At 68.5% G+C, this 25,284-nt stretch carries 30 protein-coding genes; 11 read left to right on the top strand and 19 right to left on the bottom strand.

Going from position 1 to position 25,284, the window contains the following annotated elements; genetic code table 11:
* The first annotated feature begins 79 nt into the window (after positions 1 to 79).
* Positions 80 to 919, top strand: coding sequence for a DUF8054 domain-containing protein (locus NLF94_RS02175; protein ID WP_254839817.1), 840 nt, complete (start codon positions 80 to 82; stop codon positions 917 to 919).
* On the opposite strand, the gene NLF94_RS02170 is transcribed toward NLF94_RS02175, so the two are convergent.
* From NLF94_RS02170 to rpl18a, 4 genes are read right to left on the bottom strand one after another with little or no spacing between them, the layout of a single operon-like run.
* Complete coding sequence (locus tag NLF94_RS02170; protein ID WP_254839816.1) at positions 916 to 1,296, bottom strand: type IV pilin N-terminal domain-containing protein; 381 nt, start codon at positions 1,294 to 1,296, stop codon at positions 916 to 918. The genes NLF94_RS02175 and NLF94_RS02170 overlap by 4 nt on opposite strands.
* Before the next feature lie 4 nt (positions 1,297 to 1,300).
* On the bottom strand, positions 1,301 to 2,377 hold the full coding sequence (gene ftsY, locus NLF94_RS02165) for a signal recognition particle-docking protein FtsY (RefSeq protein ID WP_254839815.1): 1,077 nt from the start codon (positions 2,375 to 2,377) through the stop codon (positions 1,301 to 1,303).
* Between the two features lie 6 nt (positions 2,378 to 2,383).
* Positions 2,384 to 2,845 (bottom strand): prefoldin subunit alpha, encoded by a 462-nt coding sequence (pfdA, locus tag NLF94_RS02160; RefSeq protein ID WP_254839814.1) that lies wholly within the window; start codon positions 2,843 to 2,845, stop codon positions 2,384 to 2,386.
* Positions 2,842 to 3,015, bottom strand: a complete 174-nt coding sequence (gene rpl18a, locus NLF94_RS02155) for a 50S ribosomal protein L18Ae (protein WP_254839813.1) — start codon at positions 3,013 to 3,015, stop codon at positions 2,842 to 2,844. Before rpl18a ends, pfdA begins: the two co-directional genes overlap by 4 nt.
* A 137-nt stretch (positions 3,016 to 3,152) precedes the next feature.
* Between rpl18a and NLF94_RS02150 the strand changes: the two genes are divergently transcribed.
* Positions 3,153 to 4,118 (top strand): NADPH:quinone reductase, encoded by a 966-nt coding sequence (locus tag NLF94_RS02150; protein WP_254839812.1) that lies wholly within the window; start codon positions 3,153 to 3,155, stop codon positions 4,116 to 4,118.
* 157 nt (positions 4,119 to 4,275) lie between these two features.
* On the opposite strand, the gene NLF94_RS02145 is transcribed toward NLF94_RS02150, so the two are convergent.
* The 7 genes from NLF94_RS02145 to thpR form a co-directional block, all read right to left on the bottom strand.
* Positions 4,276 to 4,941 carry a translation initiation factor IF-6 gene (locus NLF94_RS02145; RefSeq protein WP_254839811.1) on the bottom strand — a complete coding sequence of 222 codons (666 nt, stop codon included), beginning with the start codon at positions 4,939 to 4,941 and terminating at the stop codon, positions 4,276 to 4,278.
* 1 nt (position 4,942) lies between these two features.
* Positions 4,943 to 5,215, bottom strand: a complete 273-nt coding sequence (locus NLF94_RS02140) for a 50S ribosomal protein L31e (protein ID WP_254839810.1) — start codon at positions 5,213 to 5,215, stop codon at positions 4,943 to 4,945.
* A complete protein-coding gene (locus NLF94_RS02135; RefSeq protein WP_254839809.1) occupies positions 5,212 to 5,364 on the bottom strand; it encodes a 50S ribosomal protein L39e in 153 nt (50 codons plus the stop codon). Before NLF94_RS02135 ends, NLF94_RS02140 begins: the two co-directional genes overlap by 4 nt.
* Positions 5,365 to 5,431: 67 nt before the next feature.
* A complete protein-coding gene (locus NLF94_RS02130) occupies positions 5,432 to 6,862 on the bottom strand; it encodes an NAD(P)(+) transhydrogenase (Re/Si-specific) subunit beta (protein ID WP_254839808.1) in 1,431 nt (476 codons plus the stop codon).
* 2 nt (positions 6,863 to 6,864) lie between these two features.
* Positions 6,865 to 7,146 (bottom strand): NAD(P) transhydrogenase subunit alpha part 2, encoded by a 282-nt coding sequence (locus tag NLF94_RS02125; RefSeq protein WP_254839807.1) that lies wholly within the window; start codon positions 7,144 to 7,146, stop codon positions 6,865 to 6,867.
* A 48-nt stretch (positions 7,147 to 7,194) separates the two neighbouring features.
* Complete coding sequence (locus NLF94_RS02120; RefSeq protein WP_254839806.1) at positions 7,195 to 8,391, bottom strand: Re/Si-specific NAD(P)(+) transhydrogenase subunit alpha; 1,197 nt, start codon at positions 8,389 to 8,391, stop codon at positions 7,195 to 7,197.
* 203 nt (positions 8,392 to 8,594) lie between these two features.
* Positions 8,595 to 9,143, bottom strand: coding sequence for an RNA 2',3'-cyclic phosphodiesterase (gene thpR, locus NLF94_RS02115; protein WP_254839805.1), 549 nt, complete (start codon positions 9,141 to 9,143; stop codon positions 8,595 to 8,597).
* Positions 9,144 to 9,310: 167 nt separating this feature from the next.
* Here thpR and NLF94_RS02110 point away from each other — a divergent pair, with 167 nt between their 5' ends.
* The 6 genes from NLF94_RS02110 (at position 9,311) to NLF94_RS02085 (ending at position 15,898) form a co-directional block, all read left to right on the top strand.
* Complete coding sequence (locus NLF94_RS02110) at positions 9,311 to 10,492, top strand: tubulin/FtsZ family protein (RefSeq protein WP_254839804.1); 1,182 nt, start codon at positions 9,311 to 9,313, stop codon at positions 10,490 to 10,492.
* 100 nt (positions 10,493 to 10,592) lie between these two features.
* Positions 10,593 to 11,339 (top strand): tetratricopeptide repeat protein, encoded by a 747-nt coding sequence (locus NLF94_RS02105; RefSeq protein WP_254839803.1) that lies wholly within the window; start codon positions 10,593 to 10,595, stop codon positions 11,337 to 11,339.
* Entirely contained in the window at positions 11,339 to 11,629 is a 291-nt protein-coding gene (locus NLF94_RS02100; RefSeq protein WP_254841391.1) for a DUF424 domain-containing protein, read from the top strand. Before NLF94_RS02105 ends, NLF94_RS02100 begins: the two co-directional genes overlap by 1 nt.
* A gap of 100 nt (positions 11,630 to 11,729) precedes the next feature.
* Entirely contained in the window at positions 11,730 to 13,418 is a 1,689-nt protein-coding gene (locus NLF94_RS02095; RefSeq protein ID WP_254839802.1) for a sensor histidine kinase, read from the top strand.
* A 43-nt stretch (positions 13,419 to 13,461) separates the two neighbouring features.
* The gene (locus NLF94_RS02090) at positions 13,462 to 14,565 is read left to right on the top strand and encodes a mandelate racemase/muconate lactonizing enzyme family protein (RefSeq protein WP_254839801.1); all 1,104 of its coding nucleotides are present in this window, start codon (positions 13,462 to 13,464) and stop codon (positions 14,563 to 14,565) included.
* Positions 14,566 to 14,656: 91 nt separating this feature from the next.
* Complete coding sequence (locus NLF94_RS02085; protein WP_254839800.1) at positions 14,657 to 15,898, top strand: aminotransferase class V-fold PLP-dependent enzyme; 1,242 nt, start codon at positions 14,657 to 14,659, stop codon at positions 15,896 to 15,898.
* A 160-nt stretch (positions 15,899 to 16,058) separates the two neighbouring features.
* Here the strand turns inward: NLF94_RS02085 and NLF94_RS02080 are convergent, their stop codons facing one another.
* From NLF94_RS02080 to NLF94_RS02045, 8 genes are all read right to left on the bottom strand, one after another.
* Positions 16,059 to 16,499 carry a hypothetical protein gene (locus NLF94_RS02080; protein WP_254839799.1) on the bottom strand — a complete coding sequence of 147 codons (441 nt, stop codon included), beginning with the start codon at positions 16,497 to 16,499 and terminating at the stop codon, positions 16,059 to 16,061.
* A gap of 67 nt (positions 16,500 to 16,566) precedes the next feature.
* The gene (locus tag NLF94_RS02075; RefSeq protein WP_254839798.1) at positions 16,567 to 17,001 is read right to left on the bottom strand and encodes a FlaD/FlaE family flagellar protein; all 435 of its coding nucleotides are present in this window, start codon (positions 16,999 to 17,001) and stop codon (positions 16,567 to 16,569) included.
* Between the two features lie 92 nt (positions 17,002 to 17,093).
* The gene (gene arlJ, locus NLF94_RS02070; RefSeq protein WP_254839797.1) at positions 17,094 to 18,818 is read right to left on the bottom strand and encodes an archaellar assembly protein ArlJ/FlaJ; all 1,725 of its coding nucleotides are present in this window, start codon (positions 18,816 to 18,818) and stop codon (positions 17,094 to 17,096) included.
* Between the two features lie 6 nt (positions 18,819 to 18,824).
* Positions 18,825 to 20,516 (bottom strand): archaellum flagellar ATPase motor FlaI, encoded by a 1,692-nt coding sequence (flaI, locus tag NLF94_RS02065; protein ID WP_254839796.1) that lies wholly within the window; start codon positions 20,514 to 20,516, stop codon positions 18,825 to 18,827.
* A gap of 1 nt (position 20,517) precedes the next feature.
* Entirely contained in the window at positions 20,518 to 21,267 is a 750-nt protein-coding gene (arlH, locus tag NLF94_RS02060; protein ID WP_254839795.1) for an archaellum protein ArlH, read from the bottom strand.
* A complete protein-coding gene (gene arlG, locus NLF94_RS02055) occupies positions 21,264 to 21,710 on the bottom strand; it encodes an archaellum stator protein ArlG (protein ID WP_254839794.1) in 447 nt (148 codons plus the stop codon). The genes arlH and arlG overlap by 4 nt, the downstream gene beginning before the upstream one ends.
* A gap of 1 nt (position 21,711) precedes the next feature.
* Positions 21,712 to 22,152 carry an archaellum stator protein ArlF gene (arlF, locus tag NLF94_RS02050; protein WP_254839793.1) on the bottom strand — a complete coding sequence of 147 codons (441 nt, stop codon included), beginning with the start codon at positions 22,150 to 22,152 and terminating at the stop codon, positions 21,712 to 21,714.
* A gap of 5 nt (positions 22,153 to 22,157) precedes the next feature.
* Entirely contained in the window at positions 22,158 to 23,231 is a 1,074-nt protein-coding gene (locus tag NLF94_RS02045; protein WP_254839792.1) for a FlaD/FlaE family flagellar protein, read from the bottom strand.
* 316 nt (positions 23,232 to 23,547) lie between these two features.
* On the opposite strand from NLF94_RS02045, the gene NLF94_RS02040 reads away from it, so the two are divergent.
* The 3 genes from NLF94_RS02040 to NLF94_RS02030 are packed head-to-tail and all read left to right on the top strand — an operon-like array spanning position 23,548 to position 25,268.
* On the top strand, positions 23,548 to 24,105 hold the full coding sequence (locus NLF94_RS02040) for a flagellin (protein WP_254839791.1): 558 nt from the start codon (positions 23,548 to 23,550) through the stop codon (positions 24,103 to 24,105).
* 4 nt (positions 24,106 to 24,109) lie between these two features.
* On the top strand, positions 24,110 to 24,685 hold the full coding sequence (locus NLF94_RS02035; protein ID WP_254839790.1) for a flagellin: 576 nt from the start codon (positions 24,110 to 24,112) through the stop codon (positions 24,683 to 24,685).
* Positions 24,686 to 24,689: 4 nt separating this feature from the next.
* Complete coding sequence (locus NLF94_RS02030; RefSeq protein ID WP_254839789.1) at positions 24,690 to 25,268, top strand: flagellin; 579 nt, start codon at positions 24,690 to 24,692, stop codon at positions 25,266 to 25,268.
* Positions 25,269 to 25,284 lie beyond the last annotated feature (16 nt).

The following is a 25,284-nucleotide window of genomic DNA, read 5'->3' as shown; positions in this document are numbered from 1 at the left end:
CGTCGTGACATCGGCCGGACTGGTTGATTTCCCCGCATCGCAACGGCATTTTTTTGCTGTCCCAGGCGTACACCCGTCTATGTCAGTGACGAGCAAGGCGCTGGACCGGGTTCGACAGCCGGAGTACACCGGGGAGAACCGCTGTATTCCCTGCACGGCGACGAACCTCGCGATCACGGCGGTCGTGGCCGCCGGACTCGCGTTCGTCTCGGTGCCCGTCGCGGTCGGGTTCGCCGCCCTGGGCGTTGCGAGCATCTGGCTGCGGGGCTATCTCGTCCCGAAGACGCCCGAACTCACGAAGCGGTACTTCCCAGACTGGCTGCTGGCGAAGTTCGACAAGCAGCCCGACCCGGAGCCGGTCGCCCCCGAGGAGTTCGACCCCGAGACGGTGCTCCTGGGGGCCGGCGTCGTCGAACCCTGCGAGGAGAGCGACGACCTCTGTCTCACCGACGCCTTCGAGACCGACTGGCGCGAGCGGATGGAACGGCTCGCCGACGAGGAGACGCTGCGGGTCGAACTGGCCGACCAGCTCGACCTCGACGGCGGCGAGGTGGTCTTCGAGTCCTACGGGGAGGCCTACATCGCCACGGAGAACGGCACGCAGATCGGCCAGTGGGAGTCCCGGGCGGCGCTTCTGGCCGACCTCGCCGCCGCCAAGGAGCTCCCCGAGCGGGTCGACGGCTGGGAGGCCCTGGATCCACAGCGCCGCAGCCAACTGCTCGGCGGGCTCCGCGTCTTCGTCGAGATCTGCCCCGCCTGTGGTGGCCCCGTCACCGCCGACACCGAGGTCGTCGAGTCCTGCTGTCGGTCGACCACCGTCGTCGGCGTCGCCTGCGAGGACTGCGGCGACCGCCTGCTCGAGGTGCCCTACGAGGAACCCGACGCCGCGGCGGGCCCAGACGCCGAGGCCGGCGCCTAGAGACGCGTCTCGGCGAGGTTGGCCTGCCCGTTTTCGCCGAACCACCGGACGACGACTCTGTGACCGGACTCGATCCGCGGGTCCTCGATGCGGAGCCGATCACCCGGGCCGACGGTCCCGTTCTCCGCCCACGTCGACGCGTGGACGGTCCGGTCCGGCAGGAGTCGGTCCTCGTAGACCAGCACCCTGACGGCGTCGCCGTCGAGCGGCTCGCCGCCCGCGTGCTCGACGGCGACCGTCCCGTCGTCGAGGTCGTTCACGGAGAACGTGGCGTTCGGGGCCGCCTCGCTCGGGAGGTCGGTGGTCGTGGTGGCGAACCAAACCCCGACGCCGAGGAACGCGACCGCGAGGACGGCGACGGCGACACCGTCCCGCACGGGCCTACGCCTCGTCGAGCAGGCGGTCGACGATGACGTCGGGGTCGAACCGCTCCAGGTCCTCGTAGCCCTGCCCGGTCCCGAGGAAGAGTATCGGCTTGCCGGTGACGTGGGCGATGGAGATGGCGGCCCCGCCCTGGGAGTCCGCGTCGGCCTTCGTGAGGATGGCGCCGTCGATTTCGGCGGCGTCGTTGAACTCCTCGGCCCGGTTGGTCGCGTCCTGGCCCGCGACGGCCTCGTCGACGAACAGCGTCATGTCCGGGTCGACGACGCGGTCGATCTTCTCCAGTTGCGCCATCAGGTCGTTGGAGGTGTGCAGGCGACCGGCGGTGTCGCCCAGCACGACGTCGACGCCGTTGGCCTCGGCGTACTCGACGGCGTCGTAGATGACCGCCGCCGGGTCGCCGCCCTGCTCGTGGGTGATTATCTTCTTGCCGAGGACCTCGGCGTGCTCCTCGATCTGCTCGTTTGCGCCGGCCCGGTAGGTGTCGCCGTTGGCCAGCACCGACGAGTAGCCGCGCTCCTCCAGCCACCGGGCCATCTTGGCGATGGAGGTGGTCTTGCCGACGCCGTTGACGCCGGTGAACACCATCACGATTGGCTTCTCGGCCTCGGCGATGCGACCCTCGAAGTCGAACTGGCCGACGCCGATGACCTCCCGGAGCGCGTCGGCGATGGCCCGCTGGACGACCTGCTCGCCGGACTCGACCTGCTTGCGGGTGTCGCCGACCAGTCGCTCGCGGATGCGGTCGGTTATCTCCCGGGCGACGCTCATCTCGACGTCGCCCTGCAGCAACTCGAGTTCGAGCTGTTCGAGCGGCTCCTCGAGCTCCGACTCGGTGATGATGGTCTTGCCCGTCGCGGCCAGCGCCGCCTTCTTGGCGAGACCGACGTCGTCCTCCTCGTCCTCGCTCTCGTCGGACTCGTCGGCGGCAGCGGCGTCGGTAGACGCGGTGGATTCGGCGGACTCGGTGGGCTCGGCGGACTCGGCGTCGTCCGCCGCCTCGCTGTCGGCCGCCTCGGCCTCCTCCTCGACGTCCTCCTGGAACCGGCCGAGCTTCTCTTTCAGTCCGTCGAACATCGCGCCTTACTCGTCGTCCTGCTGCTGCATCTGCTGTTGCATCTGCTGCATCTGCTGTTGCTGGGCCTGCTGGGCCTTCTGTTCGAGTTCCTCGGTCTCCTCGTCGACCTCGTCGATTTCGTCTTCCAGTTCGGCGATGCGGTCGTCGAGGGTGTCCTTCTTCGTCTCCAGGGAGTCGACCGCGCCCTCGCTGTCGCGCTCGGCGGCGTAGCCGCCGCCCAGGCCGACGACGACCTGGTCCATGTCCTGAATCTCCGCGCGGACGTAGGCGCCGCCACCGAGCGGGACCTGCACCGTGTCGTCGGTCTCCAGCGTCTCGATGGCCTCGATGGCCTCGTCGATCTCGGCCTTCTCGTCCTCGACGGCCTCGATTTCGGCCTCGATGGCCTGCTTCTCCTCTTCGAGGGCCTGGAGTTGCTGCTGGATCTGCTGCATGGCGCCGCCGCCACCGCCACCGCCGAGGCTCATGCGTCCACCCCGTCGATGTCGATCTGGGTGCGCTTCAGCCCGTGCTGGGAGCCGAACTCCGCGTAGGCCCGCTCGACGGCGACGTCCTCGTTGGGTGCCTCGACCTGTTTCTCGAACGCCTGCTCGCCGTAGCGGGCGGGGAACCGGCCCCGGACAGTAAACTCGCTCATGTACGGACGACGGACCGCGAGCGGGAAGTATCTTCCTCATCCCGGTTCGGGACGGCCGCTCCGACCGGGCCGCCGATGCCGTCCCCGCCTCGCGTCGGGACACACGCTTATACCGACGCAGGGAGTGTATCCACGTCATGAGAGCCGTCCGACTCTCCGAGCACGGTGGCACGGAGGTACTGGCCGTCGAGGACGTGTCCCGCCCCGACCCGGCCGACGACGAACTGCTCGTCGAGGTGGCCGCCGCGGGTGTCAACCCCGTGGACACGTACTTCCGGGAGGGCTCCTACGAACCCGTCGGTCTCCCCTTCACCCCGGGCGTCGACTTCGCCGGCGTCGTCGGCGAGGTGGGCGCGGGAATCGAGGACTTCGAGACCGGCGACCGGGTGTTCGGCACCGGCATCGGCAACGCCGGCTACCAGGGCGGCTACGCCGAGTACGCGACGGTCCCCGGGGACCGCGTCGTCGCCCTGCCAGACGGCGTCGACCTCGTCGAGGCGGGGGCGGCCGGCGTCGTCGCGGCGACCGCCTGGCGCGCGCTCGTCGACCACGCGAACCTCGACCCCGCCGAGTACTGTCTCGTCCACGGCGGGTCCGGCGGCGTCGGCCACGCCGCCGTCCAGATAGCCGCCGCGGTCAGCGCCCGGACGGTCACCACCGCCAGCCCCGACTACCACGACGACCTCGCGGCCCTCGGCGCCGACACCGTCCTCGACTACGCCAGCGACGGCCTCGTCGACGAAGTACTGGCGGCGTCCGACGGCGGCGTCGACGTGGTGCTGGACCACCGACTCGACGACTACCTCCAGTTCGACGCCGACGTGGCCGCACCGGAGGCGAGGGTGGTCGGTATCGGCGAGAACGATCCCGCGCCGGGGTTCACCAACGACGGCGCCGCCCGCTCGAAGGACGTGAGCTACCAGTTCATGAGCCTGTTCAACGCGCCCGACCTCCGGGTTCCGCTCCGGGGTATCGCCCACCTCATGGACATCGGCGCGCTGTCCATCGAGGTAGCCCGCTCCTACGACCTCGAGGAGGCTGGCGAGGCACAGCGCGCCGTCATGGAGGACAGCTTCCTCGGCAAACTCGTCGTCGAGCCCTGATCGGGCGCTCTCGGGTGACTTCGTCCGGTCTGCGGGCCGGGAGCGAAGCCGGCTCGTACTGTGGCTGTCCGAACCAGTAGTTGCGGAGACCCGGTCGTACGGAACGGCCACTGTCGAACATCACGAAACGGACGCCGCGTAATTGCGGCCGGCAGTATCAGTCGATGTAGCCGAGCGCGTCCTCGATGCGCCCGAGTTCGGGTCCCGTAGTGTCCTGGCCGACCACGTAGCCGTTCTCGTTGGCCACGAGGCCGGAGCCGACCAGCGGGCCACCGTAGTTGATGGTCCCGATGTCGGCGTAGACGCCGAGCAGTTCCTCGAGGGCGTCCAGTTCCTCGTCGGTCGTCTTCGGATGACAGAGCACCCCGTCGTCGGTGGCGACGGCCGCCGTCCCGACGGTCCGCACGCCGGCGAGGGTCCCACGCTCGACGGGGACGTCGAGGGCGTCCTCGACGGCCTGAATCGCCTTTCGGGAGAGGTCGGGGTGGGCGTAGGCCCCCTCGTTGTTCGCGAGGACGACGTTTCCGGCGGCGTTGATGCGGCCCGGAAGCTCCACGACCGGCAGGTCCGTCGCCGTCTCGATGCGGTCGACCTCGCGGTCGCGGACCCGCTCGCTGACGAGGATGCCGCTGTCGTTGCCGACGGCCAGCGAACCGACGGTCGTCGACCCGGCGACGGTCGTCTCGACGGCCGGCACCTCCAGTTCCGCCTCGAACTCCTCGAGCAGCGACTCCTCGACGTCCGGACGGATCAGGAGACAATCGTCGGTGGCCCGCGCGAAGACGCCGACGTAGGCGGAGCCGGAGAGGGCCGCACGGAGCACGTTATGCGGTCTCGGCCTCGACGACCGCCTCGCCCTCCTCCTCGAAGCGGGCGGCGCGGACGCGGAGCTTCTCGGGGGGCTTCGAGCGGCCGCGCGACCAGACGGCCTCGTTGATGGAGGGGTCCAGGCGGACGTCGTCCTCGGCGACGTTGAAGTGCTGGGCGAGGTGCGAGCGGACGAGGCTCATGGCCTTGTCGGCGCGCTGGCCCTTCGACTCCGCGAGGACGTCCCGCAGCGGCACCGTCATGACGCGCTCGTCGAATTCGGCGCTCATTCGTCCGTGTCGTTCCGCCGCCAATTGCGGCGCTTGTGGTTGCGGAGCGTGTCGCGGTCGGTCTTCATGATGACCCAGGCCGGCACGCGGCTGTTCTGCCGCTCGAGTTTCGAGAGGCGCTTCTTCTTGGCCTTCGACTTCTTGCTCATAGTGGACGGACGTTCCGCCGCGGTGGTTAAATGAGTTTCGAGGACGGTCGAGCGGTGGGGTCGGTCGCTACCGGTTCTCCTTGTACTCGTTTACGACCTCCTGCATCGTCTCCTTGCCGTCGCCGAACAGCATCACCGTGTTGTCCTGGGCGAAAAGCGGATTGGGAATCCCGGAGAAGCCGGGGCTGAGGCTCCGCTTGTTGACGACGACGGTGCCAGCGTCCCCGACGTTCAACACCGGCATCCCGGAGATGGGGCTGCCGTCGGCCTCGTTGGCCCGCGGGTTCACCACGTCGTTGGCCCCGGTGACGATGACCACGTCCGTCTGCGAGAAGGTCGGGTTGACCTCCTCGAGTTCCTTCATCTTGTCGTAGGGGACGTCCGCCTCGGCCAGCAGGACGTTCATGTGACCCGGCATCCGGCCGGCGACCGGATGGATGCCGAACGCCACCTCGACGCCGTCCTCGTCGAGCAACCCGGACAGTTCCGCGACGGCGTGCTGGGCCTGTGCGACCGCCATCCCGTAGCCCGGCACGACGACGACCCGGTCGGCGGTGTCCAGAAGCATCTCCAGTTCTGCCGGCGAGGTCTCCGTGATGTTGCCCTCGTAGATGTCGTCCATCTCCTCGCTGGAGGCCTCCTCGCCGAAGCCGCCGAACAGCACGTTGGTCAGCGAGCGGTTCATCGACTCGCACATGATGACGGTCAGGATGAACCCGGCGGCGCCGACGAGCGTGCCCGCGATGATGAGGGCCGTGTTCGTGAGGACGAACCCGGTACCGGCCGCCGCCAGCCCGGAGTAGGCGTTCAGCAGCGCGATGACGACGGGCATGTCCGCCCCGCCGATGGGGATGACGAGCATCACGCCGAGAACGGCGGCGGCGGCGACGAGCAGCCAGAACGCCGGCACCCACGACCCCTGCAGCACCGACGACAGCAGGTCCGGCTGGACGACGAGGTAGCCGCCCGCCAGCACCGCGACGCCCAGCAGTAGCGCCTTGACCACCTGTTCGCCGGTGTAGCGGATGGCCGACCCGGTGACGACGCCGTGGAGTTTGCCGGCGGCGACCATGCTGCCGGTGAAGGTCACGGCGCCGATGATGCCGGAGGCGGCCGCCGCGACGGCGACGTCGGTCGGGAACGCGCCCCCGTTGCCGGCCCGCGCGACGAGTTCGGCGCCGGCCACGAGCGCGGAGGCGCCGCCGCCGAAGCCGTTGAACGCGCCGACGAGTTGCGGCATCTCGGTCATGTCGACGGTCATCCCGAGGCCGGCGCCGACGAGGCTGCCGACGGCGAGACCCCCGACCAGGACGGCCGGCGAGAGTATCTCGAAGTTCAGCAGCGTGACGACGACGGCGACGAGCATCCCGGCCGCCGAGGTGAGGTTCCCGCGGACCGCCGTCCGCGGGTGGGTCATGTCGCGGAGTCCCTGGATGAACAGGACCGCCGCGACCAGGTAGACCAGCCGAAGCACCGAATCCGAGAGGAAGTCCACCACGGTCAGTTCCCCCCGTGGAAGTCCTGCAGCATGATGTGGCTCACCAGGTAGCCCCCGACGACGTTGATGGTCGCCATCACGACCGCGAGGAAGCCGAGCGCGGTCGCAAGCGTCGTCGACCCGGAGCCGGCGACCACCACGGCGCCGACCAGCGTGATGCCGGTGATGGCGTTGGCGCCCGACATCAGCGGCGTGTGCAGCGTCGCCGGGATCTTGGTGATGATGGAGTAGCCGAGGAACGCCGCCAGGACGAAGAACGTCAGGTTCGTGATGAGGTCCGTCACGGATCGGCCCTCCGGGTTCGCGTCGCGGCCCGAGACCGCCCGGCCGTCTCAGTCGTCATCGTCGCCCTCCGCTTCGGCGGCGTCTCCCTCGGGCGCCTCGGAGTCGTCCCCGTCGTCGGCCGCCTCGGCCGGGTGCGTCCAGCGGACGTCGCCGTCGTGGGTGAGCATCGTCGAGTCCACGATCTCGTCGTCGGTGTCGAGTTCGCCATCGTCGTAGAGGTTCTCCAGGAAGTTCGAGACGTTGTTCGAGTACAGTTGGCTGGCGTGGTGCGGGACGGTCGCGGGCAGGTTCGTCGGCCCGAAGACGGTGACGCCGTCGTACTCGACCGTCTCGCCGGGGTCGGTCACCTCGCAGTTGCCGCCCGTCGCGGCCGAGAGGTCGACGACGACGCCGCCCGAATCCATCCCGTCGAGCATCTCCTCGGTGACGAGTTCCGGGGCGGGCTTGCCGGGGACGGCCGCGGTGGTGATGACCACGTCGGACTCGCCGACGACGCGGGTGAGTTCCTGGCGCTGTTTCTCGAGGAACTCGTCGTCCATCTCGCGGGCGTACCCCTCGTCGTCGCCGGAGCCCTCGGTCTCGAGGTCGAGTTCGACGAAGTCGGCGCCGAGGCTCTCGACCTCCTGTTTCACCTCGAGGCGGATGTCGTAGCCGCGGACGGAGGCGCCGAGGCGGTCGGCCGTGGCGATGGCCTGCAGGCCGGCGACGCCGGCCCCGATGACGAACACCTCGGCCGGCTGGACGGTGCCCGCGGCGGTCATCTGCAGGGGGAACATCTTCGGCAGCGCCTCGGCGGCGACTATCGCCGACTTGTAGCCTCCGATGCTGGACATCGACGACAGCGCGTCCATGCTCTGTGCCCGGCTGATGCGCGGCATGAGTTCGAGCGCGAAGGCCGTGACCCCGGTGTCGGCGAGGCGCTGCAGTCGGTCGTCCAGGTCGTACGGACCCAGCAGGCCGACGACGACCTGTCCCTCCCGGTAGGGGTCGACGTCGTCGTCCGGTCTCGCGCCCATCGCCCGGACCTGTGCGACGACGTCGGCGCGTTCGAACACCGTCTCGCGGTCGTCGACGACCTCACAGCCGGCCTCGCGGTAGTCGGCGTCGGTCCAGTCCGACCCCGTGCCGGCGCCGGACGCGACGACTACCTCGTGGCCGTCCTCGATGAGGTCCTCGGTCTTCGGCGGGACGAGCGCGACGCGCGTCTCCCCCGGAACGGTCTCGGTCGGTACCCCAACTATCATCGGTCGTGCCCGTTGGCCGGACGGCGATTGCGGGTCGGGAAGGCGACCCCAGTCCGGTCCCAGGTGGTGTCTTCGTCTGTCATGGCTCCCCTCCGTGCGCTATCTGGTTAGCAAACGTGACTCGCATAATACCCGGGGTTGTACCCGATATTTCGCCGGTATTGCGACGACGTACCACAGCCGCGAGCGGCGGCGGTCGCCGGTCAGAGCTCGAACGCCGCGACCGTCTCGTACTCGGGGCCGTCGGGCGTCAGCGTGCTCTCCGTGAGCCGGAGTTCCTCGACGCCGAGGGACCCGACCTCGGGGTCGCGCTCGCGGACCGCCCGCTGGACCTCGTCCTTCGCGGCGGCGTTGTCCATCCGCGCCAGCGTGACGTGGGGCGTGAACTCGTGGGATTCGGGCTCGTAGCCGATGGCGGTCGTCTCGTCCTCCAGCGTCTCGTGGAGCGCAGTCAACTCCTCGCTGCCCTCGGCGACGCCGAGCCAGACGACGCTGATGTAGTCCATCGAGGGGAAGACCCCGAGCCCCTCGAAGCGCGCCTCGAAGGGATCGACACCCGCCGAGTCGACGGCCCGCTCGATGGCGGCCGACAGCGCCCCGAGGTCGTGGTCGCCCTCCCCGAGGAACTTCATCGTTACGTGGGCCGTCGCGGGGTCGGTGGGGTTCAGTCCCGGCAGGCCGCGGAACGGTTCCTGTGCGTCGGCCACCGCCCCGTCGAGGCCCTCGAGGTCGACGCTAACGAACAGTCGCATACGCTAGGTGGGACCGGCGTCGACAAAGTTCCCGCGCCGCCGGTGGTCGTGCTCGGTTTCGTTTACCGAAACTGAAACCGGTTTAAATACCTATCGGGACCGAGCGGTTGGCACGCTCGGGGCGTCGGCGGGGCGGACCGCGCTGGAGTGTCCCGGGAGAACGAACCATGAAACTCGCAGTAATCGGCTTCGGGCAAGCGGGCGGGAAGATCCTCGACCGCTTCCTGGAATACGACACGAACAGAGGTACCGGCGTCATCGACCAGCCAGTCGCGGTCAACTCCGCGAAGGCCGACCTGATGTCCCTCGAGCACGTCCCCAAACACAACCGCGTCCTCATCGGACAGACCGTGGTCAACGGCCACGGTGCGGGGACGGAACCGGACCTCGGGCGGGAGTGTACGGAGACGGACCTCGGGGAGATACAGACGGCGATAGAGAACGGCTCGACGAGCGAGGTCGACGCCTTCCTCATCCTCGCGGGGCTCGGCGGCGGCACCGGCAGCGGCGGGAGTCCGGTGCTGGCGGACTACCTCCAGCGGATCTACGCCAAACCGGTCTACGGACTCGGTATCCTGCCCGCCGAGAGCGAGGGCGGGATCTACAACCGGAACGCGGCCGACTCCCTGGAGAAGTTCGTCGACAGCGTCGACAACCTGCTGCTGTTCGACAACGACGCGTTCAAGACGACCGGCGAGAGCCTCGCCGAGGGGTACGCCGCCATCAACGACGAGATCGTCACCCGGTTCGGTGCGCTACTCTCGGCCGGCGAGGTGGACGCCCTCGGCGACACCGTCGCCGAATCCGTCGTCGACGCCTCCGAGATCATCAACACGTTCGGCGACCGCGGCATCACGAGCGTGGGCTACGCATCGGAGTCGGTCGAGGACGACACCGGCGGCTTCTTCGACCGCTTCACCGACGAGGAGCCGGACATCGCAGCGAACGGCGGCTCCGCGGAACGCATCAGCTCGCTCGTCCGCCGGGCGACCCTCGGTCAGCTCACCGTCCCCTGTGGGATCGAGAGCACGAAACGGGCGCTGTTGGTCGTCTCCGGACCGCCCGAGAAACTCGACCGCAAGGGCATCGAGCAGGCCCGAAGCTGGCTCGAAGAGACCGCCGACTGCCTGGAGGTCCGGGCGGGCGACTACCCGCTGCCCGGCGAGGACCGGGTCGCTGCGGTCGTCGTCTTCTCCGGCGTGACGGACATTCCCCGCATCGACGACGTGCAGTCGGCGGCGATCCGTGCCGAGGAGTTCATCTGGCAGACCAACCAGGGGACCGAGGACGAACTCGAGGCGCTCGTCGAGTACGGCGAGCAGTCGCGGACGCCGACATCGCTGGACTGACGGCGTCGGCGACCCCGTCCGGCCCCGGACCGGAGGTCACGATCGCCCGCCGCCGGGTGGGGTCGCAACTCTTACCCGCATTCGCGGCCAACCTCGGCGTATGACAGACGACGAGCGCGACGAACCCCACGAGTTCTCCGAGGGGCAGGGGTTCGGCGAGCCGTACGAGGGCTTCGACATCGACCCGCCGTCGCTGGACGTCGACCCCGACCAGGTCGACCCCGTCGACTCCCGGGTCGTCGCCGACACCCTCGACCGCGAGCAGATCCCGGCCGATCAGGTCGACGCCGAGGAACTGCTCGACGTGGGGCTCGACTACATGCGTATCAACCGCCACGAACAGGCCACCGACACCTTCGAGCGTGCCGCGCAGTTCACCGACGACGACGGCATCGAGCAGGAGGCGTGGGTGAACAAGGGCGCCGCACACGCCGAACTGCAGGAGTTCCAGCGGGCCATCGACGCCTACCGGGAGGCGCTCGCAATCGACGACGACTCCGAACACGCTGCTTCGGCGGAGACCAATCTCGCCTACGCGCTGTGGAAGGCCGGGCAAAGCGAGCAGGCGCTGGAGCACGCCGAGCGGGCCGTCGAACTCGATCCCCGGTTCCCGCAGGGCTGGTACAACCGCGGCTTCTTCCTCCTGGAGCGGGGACTCGCCGAGGACGCCGTCTCCTGTTTCGACAACGCGCTCCGACTCGGCCACCGCAGCCCCGACGTCCTCGAGGAGAAGGCCCGCGCGCTGGAGGAGATGGGCGAGGACGACCGCGCCGAGGAGGTCGCCGACGAGGCCGAGGAACTGCGACAGCAGGCCGAAGAGCGGATGGTCGAAGAGCGCCAGCGATGATGCTGCTGTGCGAGCGGTCGACACAGGAGGGGCTGCTCGTCTCCGTCTGCGACGCGGATGTCCTCGGGGACACCTTCGAGAACGGCGAGGTGTCGCTGACCGTCGAGCCGGAGTTCTACGACGGCGAGGAGGCGACCCCCGAGGAGGTCGTCGCCAGCCTCTCGAAGGCGACGGTTGCGAACCTCGTCGGCCACGACGCCGTCGGGGTCGCCGTCGAACACGGCTTCGTCGAGGAGGCCAACGTCCTCGAGTTCGAGGGGACCGTCCACGCCCAGTACCTCCGGATGTAACGGGCGGGGGCGGCCGTCGACGCCGCCGAATCCGGAAACGTACGACGATAGCCGAACTGCCCGGTAGTATTATCCGAAGCGGCACCGTGTCAATCACCGAATGGTATCGTCGTCGGCGACGACGTTTCTGCTGTGGGCCGGCTACGCCGCCGCCACAGTTCTCACCGCGAGCATGGCCACGTACGGCCTGGCCCGGCGGGACAACCGCGTCGCCCGCTCGTTCGGCGCGGTGATGGTCGGACTCCTGCTGTGGTCGCTCGGGGCCTTCGGGCGCCTGCTCGTGCCGACCCGTGCCGGCTGGCACCTCCTCACGGTCGTGATGTATCTGGGCGTTGCGACCACCCCGGTGCTGTTCTTCCGCTTCGTGGCCCACTACACGAACCGCGACATCTCCCTCTCCCGCCGCCGGGTCGCCGCGCTCTTCGTCGTTCCCGCGGGGACGGTTTCCGCACTGGCGACGAACCCGACACACGGCCTCTTTTTCGTCGGGGTTCGGTCGGTCCCGTTCGGGAACGGCGAGGTACTCGTTGCGACCTCGGGACCGCTGTTCTACGTTCACGCCGCCTACAGTTACCTCCTGCTGGTCGCCGGAACACTCCTGCTCGTGTGGTTCGCCCTCGAGAGCCACCGGGAGTACCGCCGCCAGTCCGCGGCCATCCTCGGCGGGACGATGGTTCCATGGGCGACGAACGTCGTCTACCTCTTCCGGTTCGGGCCCTCCTTTCCCGTCGATCCGACTCCCGTCGGGTTCGCGTTCGGCGGCATCCTGCTGGCGTACGCGGTGTTCGGCACCGGCGTCACGAACCTGACCCCCGTCGCCCGCTCGGCGGTCGTCGACGCCATCGACGACGCGGTGTTCGTCGTGAGCCGCACGGGCGAACTCGTCGACCTCAACCCGGCCGCCAGACGGCTCACGATCGTCGACGACCCGCTCGGAGCGCCGGTATCGTCGGTGGTTCCCGATCCACTCCTGAACGCCGAGGCGGAGCCGAGCGCGATCACTCTCGACGGGACCGAGCGATGGTTCCGGCTCCGCGAGGTGGAACTCGACGGCGACGGTGCGGTCCTGCTGGCCTCCGATCTCACCGAACAGGTCCGCAGACAGCGCCAGTTGCGCGAGCAGAACCGCCGCCTCGAACAGTTCACCCGCATCGCGGCCCACGATCTTCGGAACCCGCTGAACGCCATCACGGGGTACACCCGGCTCGCACGCGAGACCGGCGACGTCTCCCACCTCGATGACGTCGATCCGGCCACGGACCGCATCGAGACGCTCATCGACGACCTGCTGACGCTGGGTCACGAGGGTCGCGTCGTCGAGGAGACGGCGCCCGTCTCGCTGGCCGCGGCCGCCGAACGCGCCTGGAACGAGGTCAACACCGGCGGCGCCACACTGGAGGTCGTCGGCGACGAGCGACTGCTGGCCGACGAGAGCCGGTTCAATCAGCTTCTGGAGAACCTCTTCATCAATGCCGTCACTCATGGCGGCGACGACGTGACCGTCGAGGTCGGGACGCGTCCGGACGGTTTCTTCGTCGCCGACGACGGAACCGGGATCCCGACCGAGGACCGCGCCGAGGTCTTCGAGTACGGCTACTCGACGCACGGCGGCACCGGACTGGGGCTGCCGGTCGTCAGAAGCATCACCGTCGCCCACGGCTGGGAGGTGTCGGTTACCGACGCCGCCGACGGCGGCGCACGCTTCGAGTTCGGCGGTATCCAGACCGACCCTCAGCCGTTCGACGGCATCGGACTGGGAGCGGTCTCGGGCGGCTCGCCGTTCGAGTGACCGCCGGGCCAACTTTCAAGCGGACGGCGCACGCCTCGCCGCTATGCAGATAACCGGCGTCAACCAGTACCACCTCGAACACGCCCTCGAGGAACCGTTCTACCCCACCTGGATTCCGGGGTATCCGCAGGCGACCCACGAACTCGAACTGTTCGAGATCGAGACCGACGAGGGCATCACCGGCTACGGCGCCTCGCCCTCCTTCGCCGGCGGTCTCGAGTACGAGACGCCGCTGGAACTGTTTTTGACCGGCGAGAACCCCCACAACGTCGAGGGGATCCTCGGCAAACTCGAGACCGTCAACCTCGTCGGCCCGCGGCCCTGGCACGTCGAGATGGCGCTGTGGGACATCATCGGCAAGGACGCCGGCAAGCCGGTGTACGAACTGTTCGGCGCCGAGGCCCGCGACATCCCGGTCTACGCCTCGACGGGCGAGTTGATGGACGCCGACGACCGCATCGACTACGTCGAGGAGCGCGTCGACGAGGGATTCGAGGCGGTCAAACTCCGCGTCACCGAACTCGACCACATCGAGACCGTCCGGCGAGTGCGGGAGGCGTTCCCCGAGTTGACGCTGATGGTCGACGCGAACAAGGGGTGGGCGGTCCGGGTGATGGAGGACCCGGTCGAGTGGTCCTTCTCCGAGGCCCTGGAGTTCGCCCGCGGACTCGAAGACGTCGGCGGCGTCGCGTGGCTCGAGGAGCCGCTGCACCGCCACGACTACGAGGGATACGCCCGCCTCCGGGACGCCGTCGACGTCGACATCGCCGGCGGCGAGTTCAACAACGGCACCCACCACTTCCGGGAGTTCGTCGAGTACGGCTCGCTGGACGTCCTCCAGCCGGACGCGGCGCTGGCGACCGGCATCCGGGGGGCCGTCGACGTCGCCCGGATGGGCCAGGCTCACGGCCTCCGGTTCGTCCCCCACACCTGGACGAACGCCGTCGGCTTCGCGGCGAACCTCCACGCCATGACCGCCGCCGGCAGCCCGTGGTGTGAGTACCCGATGGAGCCGCCGTGGACCCCGGACGTCTGGTCGTTCATGCTCGAAGACGGCTTCGAGCACGACGACGGCACGATTCGCCCGCCGGAGGGACCGGGGCTCGGCATCGAGATTCCCGACGAGGTACTCGAGGACGCCGAGTGAGCGCCCGCACCCCGAACGTAACCGCCACCGGTTCCACGGGAGGGGTCCGGGACCGAAGGAGTAACCAGCCTCCGTCCGCTATCGAGAGGTAATGAGCCAGCACGCCGAGCCGCTCGACGTCGAGTCCATCCGGGCTGACTTTCCCATCCTCGAGCGGGAGTTCGAGGGGTCACAGATCGTCTACCTCGACAACGCGGCGACGACGCAGACGCCCGAGCCCGTCGTCGAGACCATCGCCGAGTACTACCGCGAGTACAACGCCAACGTCCACCGGGGCATCCACCAGTTGAGCCAGGAGGCCTCCGTCGCCTACGAGGAGGCCCACGACCGGGTCGCGGAGTTCGTCGGTGCCTCCGGCGGCCGCGAGGAGATAATCTTCACCAAGAACACCACCGAGTCGATGAACCTCGTCGCCTACGCCTGGGGCCTGAACGAACTCGGTCCCGGCGACGAGGTGGTGCTGACGGAGATGGAGCACCACGCCTCGCTCGTGACCTGGCAGCAGATAGCCAAGCGGACCGGCGCCGACTGCCGGTACATCCCCATCACCGACGAGGGGCGACTGGACATGGAGGCCGCCCGCGAACTGATAACCGACGACACCGCGATGGTGTCGACGGTCCACGTCTCGAACACGCTCGGCACCATCAACCCCGTCGGCGAGCTGGCCGACATCGCCCACGACCACGGCGCCTACATGTTCGTCGACGCCGCCCAGTCGGTTCCGAACCGGCCCGTGGACGTCGAGCAATTGGACGCCGACTTCCTGGCCTTCTCCGGCCACAAGATGTGCGGCCCGACGGGTATCGGCGTCCTCTACGGCAAGCAGCACCTGCTGGAGGGGATGGAGCCGTACCTCTACGGCGGCGAGATGATCCTGAAGGTCACCTTCGAGGACGCGACCTGGAACGAACTTCCCTGGAAGTTCGAGGCCGGGACGCCGCCGATCAGCCAGGGCATCGCCCTGGCGGAGGCCTGCGACTACCTCGACGACGTCGGCATGGAGAACGTCGAGCGCCACGAGGCCGAACTCGCCGAGTACGCCTACGACAGGCTGACCGAACAGGACGACGTCGAGGTGTACGGGCCGCCGGGCGACGACCGCGGCGGCCTGGTCGCGTTCAACCTCGACGGCGTCCACGCCCACGACCTCTCGTCCATCCTCAACGACTCGGCGGTGGCCATTCGTGCCGGCGACCACTGCACCCAGCCGCTGCACGACGTCCTCGGGACGGCGGCCTCCGCGCGGGCCTCCTTCTACATCTACAACACGAAGAGCGAGGTCGACCGGCTGGTCGAGGCCGTCGACGACGCCCGGCAACTGTTCGCGTAGCTCCCCCACAGTGGCCGCGACGGTTCTCGTGGGGCGGGAAATCGAGCAGGCGGAGCGTGACGATGCCGGCGGCGGCGCTCCGCGCTCCAGCCACGACCGCTCGCCGGCAGACCTCAGGTCACGCGCCGTCTGGCTCCGTCTCCGTATATAAATCGTCGGTCTACCGGTCGGCGCCCAGTATCTCGACGTCGACGACCCGCCAGAGCACGAGCGCGGCGGCCACACCGAACGTCGCGGCGTTGACGTAGTGGCGGCCGGGGACGGCGAAGCCGGCCGCAAGCAGGGCCCCGCCGCCGACCAGGAGGTGGGCCCACAGGTCGGGAGCGTATCCCGAGAGGAGGTCGACGGCGAAGAGTGCGATTGCGACGACCCCGGCGGCCGCACCGAAGACGACGACCGGCTGGGGCTGGCCCCGGCTGAGCGCGGTCAGCGACGCCATCCCGGCCGCTAGCCCGGCGAAAAGCAGCAGCAGGCCCTCCTGGGAGAGACCCTCGAGGGGGACCCACTCCTCGTCGTCCTGGTCGGTGTCGGTAGCGGCGTCGTCCCCGTCGGTTTCGCCCCCGTCGGTCCGGGGGCGGCGCACGGATCGGGATTCGGCCATGGGACACGACTCGACGGCCGGTGATTTGGGCCTTGCGTATCGGGGCTGGTCCGTCGGCCGGCGTGCGTCAGGAGAGCTGGTGGTCGCCGCCGGCGGTGAACGCCCGGGGTTCGTCGTCGACGCGGCTGTTCACGCGCTGTCGGGCGAGCTTCGCGAGCATAACGTTCGCCTCGAGGTCGTGGTTCGCCAGCGCGGCGATGTACTGCAGCGACACCGAGTGGGCGCCGAAGGGACTCCCGCTGAGCGGCTCCAGCGGACCGACTGGCGTGCCCGGTTCGTCGAACTTCTTGTTGTGAATCTCCTCGAGCGACAGGCCCCGGATGTACCGGATGAGCTGTTCGCGGACGGCCGGCGTGATCCAGCCGAGTTGCTGGTAGTACTGCAGCGCGCTCAGACCGCCGCTCGTGCCGAACGTGTCGCCGAGGTAGCTCGCCCACTCGAGGGTCAGGCTGACCTGCTCGGGGGTCGGTTCGATGGTTTCGAGGTAGTGGCTTCGTGACATGGCTCTCGCTTCCGACCTACCGGCGGCCGACGCATCAACCTCCGTCGAGCCTCGGGGGACGACTCACGCCGTGAGTCGTCGTGCGACCGGGATCAGACGGTGATGAGCTGGCCGGCGACGAACTGGGTGACGACGGCCACGACCGACCCGGTCCAGATCAGCATCACGAAGTGGACGAGGGCGTTGACCGTGTGGCCACGGTCGATCAGCCGGATGATGAGCGACGACAGCAGGGCGTTCAAAAGCACCACCCCGAACAGGAGGAACTCGATGCTGGCCACGTCGTACACCTGTGGGTTGAACAGCAGCGACGTGATCTCGCTGTTGCTGTCGAGTCCCTTCGCAATCGCCAGCATCTGTTCGGCGATCTGAAGACCGATGAACGCGGAGAATATCGAGGCGGCCGTGATGCCGTACATGACGCCGACGAACGTCGAGGTCGCCTGGGCACGCTGTTCCCGGACCCGGAGGACCTCCGAGAAGTTGGTGCTGATGACCTGACCGAGGACCTGCGAATCGCCGCCCATCCGTCGGCCGACGACGTACATGTCGCCGAACTTCTGGATGAGGTAGGAGCCGGTCTCGGCGGCGAACAGCCGCCAGGACCGTGTCGTGTCGATCCGGAGGTTGAGGCGGCGATAGAGACCCTCGACGTTCCGGGTGAGCGCGCCGAAGTCCTTGTTGCGGAGCGTCGCCAGGACGTTGACTGTCGAGGTCTGTTTGACGGCCTCGACGCTGCCGAGCGCGCGAATGAACGACGGGAATCCCTTGTCGCGGTCCTTGACCCGGTTTTCCTCCCGCCGCATCACGACGCCGGGAATCAAAAGCGGGGTGACGACGATACTCATGTAGATCGGCGTCGGAACGAGGTCCCGCGGGACGGGCAGGAGGCCGACGGCGACGGCGAGGACGCCGAGCGCCGCCGAAAGCGTCAGTCCGACGCCGACCCAGAGGGCGGTCCGGACGTTCTCGGCCGGCGTCGAGAGTTCGTCGGCGTGGAACCACACCGGGTCCCACGGCGAGATGGTGTGGACGACGAAGAGGAACCCGCCCTGGACGATCCCGAACATGACGACGACGCCGCCGACCAGCAGCACCGGCGAGATACCCAGGAGGAGCGGCAGGACCGTCGAGAACACGAGGATGAACGTCGTCGAGAGCATCAGCGAGAGGTACAGTTCCTTGAGGACGTCCAGTTTCGCCAGGTCGGACTCGTACCGGATGACGAACTGCTGGAGGATGGTGTCCTGTTCGTCCACCAGGAAGTCGCTCAGCGACTGGCCGGCGCCGACGGCGTAGGCGAGCCGTTCGAGGAAGTCCGACAGGAGTTCGGAGTCGGCACGTTTCGACCGCAACCGGCAGGCGTCGTCGAGCGACTGGTTCCAGGTGTCGACCAGGGCGACGATGTGACCCATCTCGGTGGCCAGCGCCCCGTACTCGTCGACCTCCGCGAGCGTCCGGAATATCTCGACGCGGTCGATGTTCGTCATCGACAGAACCGTGATGTGCGTGAGAAACAGGTGGAACCGCTCGCGTATCTCCCGGCTCCGGCGGTCCTGGACGACCTTCGGGTAGAACACCGCGACCGCGGCCGCCAGCAGTCCCAGTCCGACCAGCGGCAGTCGGACCGTCAGGCCGACCGGCGCCGCGACGGCGACGACGACGGTGCCGAGGGCGAAAAGCGTCGCGGGCAACAGCACCACCAGCGCGTACCGGCGGGCGGACATCTCCATGTACCGGTAGGAGTCGGCGACCGACAGCAGCAGCTCCCGGGCGTCGAGTTCGAACGCCCCCTCGTCGGCGTCGGCGGTGCTCACGGCGCCTCAGGCCCCCGGGACGGTCGTGGTGGCGAGACCGCCGATGTCGATCGGCAGCCCCTCGACGCCGTCGCGCTGGAACGTCTCGATGGCCCGGTTGACCTCGTGGTACCCGAGCACGTCGGCCTCGATGAGGCGGCGCACGATCTCGGCGCGGCGGTCGAGTTCGTCGTAGATCTCGCGGGTGTCCCGGTAGCCGAGCAGCGTGGCGATCTGTTCTTCCAGCACGTAGGAGTTGTTCTGCCCCTTGAACACGACGTCGTCGCTTCGGGGGTCCCACTCGAAGGCCTCGCGGGTGATGACGCCGCCCTCGTGTTCGGAGTAGCCCTCGATCTCCTGAACGCTCGTGACGCGGCGGAGGATGTCGTCGCCCTGCTTGACGCGGTTCTGGAACAGCGCGACGTCGGCGTTGTCCATGAACGTCTCGGGGATGTTGATCGGGTTCGAGGTGAACCGCTGGATCATCGAGACGATGTCGCTCGCGTGGAACGTGATGAGTATCGGGTGGCCGGTCTGGGCGGCCTGGAACGCCATCTGGGCCTCGGCGCCGCGGACCTCACCGACGCAGATGTAGCCGGGCCGCGAGCGGAGCGCGGCCGCCACGAGGTCGAACATGTCGACGTCGGAGGCGCTGTCGCCCTGACCCTCCCGGGTCAACAGCTGCTGCCAGTTGTCGTGGGGCGGCATCACTTCGGCGGTGTCCTCGGCGGTGTAGATCTTCACGTCCCGGGGGATGAACGAGAACATGGCGTTCAGCGTCGTCGTCTTGCCGGAGGCGGTCTCGCCGACGACGAAGACGGTCTGTTCGTTCTCCATGCAGAGCCAGAGGTACGCCGCCAGTTCGGGGCTGAGCGTCCCCCACTTGGTGATCTGGAGGATCGACAGCGGCACCTCCTCGCCCTGCCGGATCGTGAGCGAGGGGCCCTTGATGCTGACGTCGTCGGAGTAGATGATGTTGATCCGGGAGCCGTTCGGCAGCGTCGAGTCGACGATGGGATCGGAGTCGCTCACCGGGTGGTTCATCCGCTCGCCCATGTTCCGAATCCAGTTTTCGAACTCCTCGATGGAGCCGAAGTCGACGTTCGTCTCCAGCATTCCGTAGACCTCGTGGTCGACGTAGCACTCGTGGGGCCCGATGACGTGGATGTCCTCGTTGTGGGTGTCGGCCATCACGGCCTCGATGGGACCGAGACCGGCGATGTCCCGGAGGAGCTGGTACCGGAGCCGTTCGTAGGTGTCCTCGGTCACGCTGAACTCCGACCCCAGCAGTCGTCGCCGGAGGGTACCGGAGAGTCCGGAGGCGGAGCCGTCGACGTCGAGGACCTCCCGGACGAGTTCGTCGAGGTACTCCTGGAACTCGTCGTCGTCGGACGGCGCCGGCCGGGTGACGCTGCGGTCCAGCACGCGTTGACGGAGCCGTTCGTACAGGTCGCGTTCCGACGCGTCGAGCGACGGCTCCAGGCCCGTGTACATCGTGTCCTCGCCGACGTCGCCGTAGACGTGGACGAATATCGGCGGGTCGACGGGGTAGAGGACGTGCGGCCGCTTGGACTCGTGGTCGCGGCCGAGTTCCTCCGTGTAGAGCGGGTACTCGCCGGTGTCGGCGCGGACGCTCTCGACGTGGTCGGCGACGTGGTCGTGTTCGTCGAGGACCGCCTGCAACTCGTCGGTCACGCGCCGGGTGCCGAGTTCGGTCATCTCAGGCCACCGTCCGGCTCACGATCACGATGCCGCGGCCGTGCTGGACGTCGAACCCGATGGTGTCGTCGACCTGGTTCGCCATCCCGACGAACCGGTTGACGAGCGCCTTGCGCCTGATGTCCTGGCCGACGGTCGACCGTTCGATGGAGAGGTACACGTCGGCGGCGTCCCGGAGGGGCTGGACCGCGCGGTCGGCGAGCAACGCCGGGTTGACCGTGAGGACGACGGCACGGTCGGCGGCGGTCATCCGGTCGAGAAAGCGGACGACGCTCTGGACGAAGTGGTCCTCGTCGGCGGTCTCGGCGACCGCGTCGAACTCGGGGTCGTTGCGGAGGAGGGCGCCGAAGCCGTCGACGATTACGACGTCGCCGTGCCAGATGACGCTCGGCTCGGTGAACTTCGAGACGAGCGGGCGCGTGCCGGCCATGCCGCCCGCCGACCGGGTGTGGGTGTCGACGTCGACGTGGAAGTACGCGAGTCGGTCCTCGAGGAGGTGCTGGACCACGTCGTAGGACAGCGAGTGCATCTGGTCGATGTACTCGCGGGCCGACAGCTCCGGGGAGACGACGCTGACGTGGGTGCCCTCGGTCGCCATGCCGTAGGCCATCCGCTGGGTGAGGACGCTCTTGCCCGCGCCGTCGGGACCCTCGATCAGGGTGATGGAGCCGCGGGGGAGTCCGCCGCCGAAGGCGTGGTCGACGCGGTCCCGTTCGCCGAGTCCGAGCGAGTAGTGCGTTGTCGTGCTCATACGTGGAACTCGAAGGTCTCCGTCTCGCCGTTGATGTGTACCGACACGCGGTGGGTGCCCGCACCGAGCGACCAATCGAGGACGAGTCTGGCGACGCTGCCCTCGTCCCAGGCGTCGCCGCCCAGGACGGTGATCGACCGGTCGGCGGTGGCGACGTACTGGCCGTCGACGAGGACATCGAGCGCGTCGGGGCGACTCGGGAGCGTCCCCGACCCGACGTTCTTGACGAGGACGGTGACGGTGCCGTCGTCGTAGACGGCGTCGCTGCCGGCGTCGCTGATTATCTCGACGTCCGTGTCGATCTGGTCGCTGACGACCTCGCCGCGTTCGCTCACGGAGTCGCTGATCGTGCCGACGCTGTCGATCATCGTCCCGGAGACGGCGGCCGCGAGTCCGACGGCGGCGATGAAGATGATGAGCGTCGACGCCGAGACGCTGGCCACGTCAGGTCACCTCCGTGACGGTGGCGGCCACCGAGACGCCGCCCTCGGTGACGATCTTGACGCGTGCGGGCGCCGTCGGGAGGTCGGCGGTGAACGTCAGGGTCTCGGCCGGCGTCCACGCCTCGCGACCGGGGTCGCCGGCGACCGCCGTCGTCGCGCCGTCGCGGTAGACGCCGTCCGCCAGGAGGTCGGTCCGGGTGGTCGACAGCGTGGTCGTCCCGTCGTTTTTCAGCGTCACCGTCAGTTCGTCGCTGGTCCGGTTGTACGTCGCGTTCTCGACGCTGATGGCCGTGTTCTGCCGATCGAGCAGGCGCTCGGCGCGGTCGTCCGTGGCCTCCCGTTGCAGTTCCCGGCTCCGGTCCAGGGTCGGGTAGAGGGTGGCCGTGCTGACCAGCAGTCCGACGAGGACGACGACGGTCGCGCCACTGACGCTGAATCCCATCGGTGTTACTCGGCCGTCATGTCGAGGTCGTCGAGCGCGCGTAGCCGGAGCACGTACCGGTAGCTCTCGGCGTGGTCGCTCGCGGTTAGTTCGACGGGACTGTTCGGATCGACGTCGTCGTCGAGGTTGGGCCCCGAGAGGTACAGCTCGAGGGTGTCGGCGACATCGCTGCTGACCCAGCCCAGTTCCTCGTAGAACGACAGCGCCTTCAGGGCGCCGGCCGGCCCCGAGGTCTCGACCATGTTCGCCAGCCACTCCATGGCGAGGAGGTCGGCGGCGTACCCCGACGGGAACTCCGCGAGCTGGACGGACGTGACGGCGTCGGGCGCGTCCGTCGCCGCGTCGGACACCGCGGCGTCGGCAGTCGGGGTCGGACCCTGTTCGTGCGTGGCCGCGTCGAACCCGGCCGCATCGTCGGCGGACGGGCCGGTCGCCGCGATCGGGGCGTCCTCGTCGTCCGCGGCGCCGTCCCCGGACTCCAGCAGGTCCTCGAACCCCACGGTGGTCGTCTCGCCGGGCCGGTCGTCCGACGGCTCGTCCGTCGGTCCCGAACGTCGGTCGTCGGTGTCCCTGTCGTCGGCGGCGGCCGGGACCGCCCCCGTCCCGTCGTCCTCGCCCGTCGTCGGCTCCTCGTCCGGCGTTGGCGGCTTCTCGGGCTCGTCGACGAGACCGAAGCCGTCGCCGCTCGCGCCGTCGGTCCTCCCGCCACCATCGCCCCGGGTGAAGGGGTTCTCGGCAGCGGTGAGCTGGTCGTAGACGCCCAGGAGCCGACGGACGGTATCGTCGAGGTCGGCCATCGTCTCGGCCATCTCCTCCTGGCTGGACTCGATGGATCGGATCGACGACTCGTTGTCCGCGAGTTCGGTCTCGAGTTCGTCCAGGCGGGCGTCGACCTCCTCGATGGGCGGTTCGGTCCCGGACTGGGCGGCGTCGGTCGTCTCGTGATCGTTTTCGTCGTCGTGGTCGGTCGCCCGCTCGACCACGGCCGATTCCTCGTCGCTCATCGTGCCCTCGTGGTCCTCTTCGCTGTCGCTTGTCGACGATTCGCCCAGCAGCCGGTCGATGAAATCGTATGCCATGCCAGTGAGTCTCCTTCGGCCGCCCGGATGGGGACCGGAGGACCCCGCCGGCGGGCGGACTGTGCTGATGCGAGTCCGGTCACGGCCGCAGGTTGGGCGCTCGACGGTATAGGTCTCCGAGCACGCTCACGGGGGGATTCGTCGGACGACTCGGATCGTGAGTCGTGCCTCGAATCCCCTGCTGAACGTCTGCCGACATTATAGCCAGTCCTCGAAGAAGGGGTCGATGGGGATTCAACCCAGCAACCCTCGCTTGCTCGTCAGGTCCGCACCGCGGCGGTGCGGTGGCGAGGCGAGGGTTGACAGGTGACCAAACATGCAACTGCAACCGAACGCCGACGCCGACCGCGGCCAGGTCGGTATCGGGACCCTGATCATCTTCATCGCGCTGGTGCTCGTGGCCGCCGTCGCCGCGGGCGTGCTCGTCAACACGGCGGGCCTCCTGCAGTCGCAGGCCGAAGATACGGGGTCCGACGCACAGTCAGAAGTATCGAACCAGATCGACGTCGTCTCCGCGACGGGCGTCGCATCGGACGGCACCGACGGGGTCGAGACGATAGAGCTGGTCGTCAAGAAGTCGCCGGGGTCGGAACCGATCGACCTCTCGCAGGCGACCATCGAGTACACGAGCGATTCGGCGTCCAGTACGCTCACGTCGCTGTCGACATCCGACGTCTCGGGGACCAGCGGGTCGGTCCTCGAGCAGAACAGCGACCGGATCAAAATCACGATCGACGTCAATTCGATCGAGAGCGGTGACCTCGCCGCGGGCGAGGAGGCCACCCTCGAAATCGTCGACCAGTCCGGCGCTTCGACCATCTACGGCGTCAACGTCCCGGACGTCCTGACCGGCAAGAGCTACGTGAGGGTGTGATACGATGAGGGAACTGTTCGACACCGACGTCGACCGCGGCCAGGTCGGTATCGGGACGCTCATCATCTTCATCGCACTCGTGCTCGTGGCCGCCGTCGCCGCGGGCGTGCTCGTCAACACGGCGGGCCTCCTGCAGTCGCAGGCCGAGGACACCGGCTCCGACGCACAGTCCGAGGTCTCGAACCAGATCGACGTCGTCTCCGCCACCGGTACGGTCAGCGGGGGCGACGTCGGGACGGTCGAGCTGGTCGTCAAGAAGTCGCCGGGCTCGGAACCGATCGACCTCTCGCAGGCGACCATCGAGTACACGAGCGACACCAGTTCGGTGACGCTGACCCAGGGCGGGACCGCCGACGGGACGACGTTCTCGACGACGGACGTCTCCGGAACGTCGGGGACAGTCCTCGATCAGAACAGCGACCGGATCCGGATCACGGTCGACACCAGCAGCATCGAGTCCAGCGGGCTCGGTGCCGGTGAGGAAGCGACCCTGGAGGTCACCGACCAGTCCGGCGCCTCGACCATCTACGGCGTCAACGTCCCGGACGTCCTGACCGGCAAGGACTACGTGCGAGTGTGATACGATGAGGGAACTGTCCGACACCGACGTCGACCGCGGCCAGGTCGGTATCGGGACGCTCATCATCTTCATCGCACTCGTGCTCGTGGCCGCCGTCGCCGCGGGCGTGCTCGTCAACACGGCGGGCCTCCTGCAGTCGCAGGCCGAAGACACGGGGTCCGACGCACAGTCCGAGGTCTCGAACCAGATCGACGTCGTCTCCGCCACCGGTACGGTGTCCAGTAGTAGCGTCAGTACCGTCGAGCTGGTCGTCAAGAAATCGCCGGGCTCGGAACCGATCAACCTCTCGAAGGCGACGGTTCAGTACACGAGCGACAGTAGCTCGGTGACGCTGGAGAACGCCTCGAGCACGTCGTCGACCGAGTTCTCGATGTCGGACGTCTCCGGAACGGACGGGGAGGTCCTCGACGCCAACAGCGACCGAATCCGGATCGAGATATCGACGAGCAGCATCGAGGGGGGCAACGGTCTCGCCGCGGGCGAGGAGGCCACGCTGGAGGTCACCGACCAGTCCGGCGCCTCGACCATCTACGGCGTCAACGTCCCGGACGTCCTGACCGGCAAGGACTACGTGCGGGTCTGACCCGAACCATCCGACC

Source organism: Natronomonas marina (assembly GCF_024298905.1).
Taxonomy (GTDB): Archaea; Halobacteriota; Halobacteria; order Halobacteriales; family Haloarculaceae; genus Natronomonas; species Natronomonas marina.
The sequence above is the reverse complement of the archived record's forward strand: the minus strand, read 5'-3'. Positions and strand labels throughout refer to the sequence as shown.

Coding starts and splice junctions, on each gene's coding strand:
- NLF94_RS02090 (WP_254839801.1), top strand. CDS start 13,462: ATGCAGATAACCGGCGTCAACCAGTACCACCTCGAACACGCCCTCGAG.
- NLF94_RS02120 (WP_254839806.1), bottom strand. CDS start 8,391: ATGATAGTTGGGGTACCGACCGAGACCGTTCCGGGGGAGACGCGCGTC.
- flaI (WP_254839796.1), bottom strand. CDS start 20,516: ATGACCGAACTCGGCACCCGGCGCGTGACCGACGAGTTGCAGGCGGTC.
- rpl18a (WP_254839813.1), bottom strand. CDS start 3,015: ATGAGCGAGTTTACTGTCCGGGGCCGGTTCCCCGCCCGCTACGGCGAG.
- pfdA (WP_254839814.1), bottom strand. CDS start 2,845: ATGAGCCTCGGCGGTGGCGGTGGCGGCGGCGCCATGCAGCAGATCCAG.
- NLF94_RS02040 (WP_254839791.1), top strand. CDS start 23,548: ATGCAACTGCAACCGAACGCCGACGCCGACCGCGGCCAGGTCGGTATC.
- NLF94_RS02175 (WP_254839817.1), top strand. CDS start 80: ATGTCAGTGACGAGCAAGGCGCTGGACCGGGTTCGACAGCCGGAGTAC.
- NLF94_RS02085 (WP_254839800.1), top strand. CDS start 14,657: ATGAGCCAGCACGCCGAGCCGCTCGACGTCGAGTCCATCCGGGCTGAC.
- NLF94_RS02075 (WP_254839798.1), bottom strand. CDS start 17,001: ATGTCACGAAGCCACTACCTCGAAACCATCGAACCGACCCCCGAGCAG.
- NLF94_RS02105 (WP_254839803.1), top strand. CDS start 10,593: ATGACAGACGACGAGCGCGACGAACCCCACGAGTTCTCCGAGGGGCAG.
- arlH (WP_254839795.1), bottom strand. CDS start 21,267: ATGAGCACGACAACGCACTACTCGCTCGGACTCGGCGAACGGGACCGC.
- ftsY (WP_254839815.1), bottom strand. CDS start 2,377: ATGTTCGACGGACTGAAAGAGAAGCTCGGCCGGTTCCAGGAGGACGTC.
- arlF (WP_254839793.1), bottom strand. CDS start 22,152: ATGGGATTCAGCGTCAGTGGCGCGACCGTCGTCGTCCTCGTCGGACTG.
- NLF94_RS02140 (WP_254839810.1), bottom strand. CDS start 5,215: ATGAGCGCCGAATTCGACGAGCGCGTCATGACGGTGCCGCTGCGGGAC.
- NLF94_RS02150 (WP_254839812.1), top strand. CDS start 3,153: ATGAGAGCCGTCCGACTCTCCGAGCACGGTGGCACGGAGGTACTGGCC.
- NLF94_RS02080 (WP_254839799.1), bottom strand. CDS start 16,499: ATGGCCGAATCCCGATCCGTGCGCCGCCCCCGGACCGACGGGGGCGAA.
- NLF94_RS02095 (WP_254839802.1), top strand. CDS start 11,730: ATGGTATCGTCGTCGGCGACGACGTTTCTGCTGTGGGCCGGCTACGCC.
- NLF94_RS02030 (WP_254839789.1), top strand. CDS start 24,690: ATGAGGGAACTGTCCGACACCGACGTCGACCGCGGCCAGGTCGGTATC.
- NLF94_RS02035 (WP_254839790.1), top strand. CDS start 24,110: ATGAGGGAACTGTTCGACACCGACGTCGACCGCGGCCAGGTCGGTATC.
- thpR (WP_254839805.1), bottom strand. CDS start 9,143: ATGCGACTGTTCGTTAGCGTCGACCTCGAGGGCCTCGACGGGGCGGTG.
- NLF94_RS02100 (WP_254841391.1), top strand. CDS start 11,339: ATGCTGCTGTGCGAGCGGTCGACACAGGAGGGGCTGCTCGTCTCCGTC.
- NLF94_RS02045 (WP_254839792.1), bottom strand. CDS start 23,231: ATGGCATACGATTTCATCGACCGGCTGCTGGGCGAATCGTCGACAAGC.
- NLF94_RS02110 (WP_254839804.1), top strand. CDS start 9,311: ATGAAACTCGCAGTAATCGGCTTCGGGCAAGCGGGCGGGAAGATCCTC.
- NLF94_RS02135 (WP_254839809.1), bottom strand. CDS start 5,364: ATGAGCAAGAAGTCGAAGGCCAAGAAGAAGCGCCTCTCGAAACTCGAG.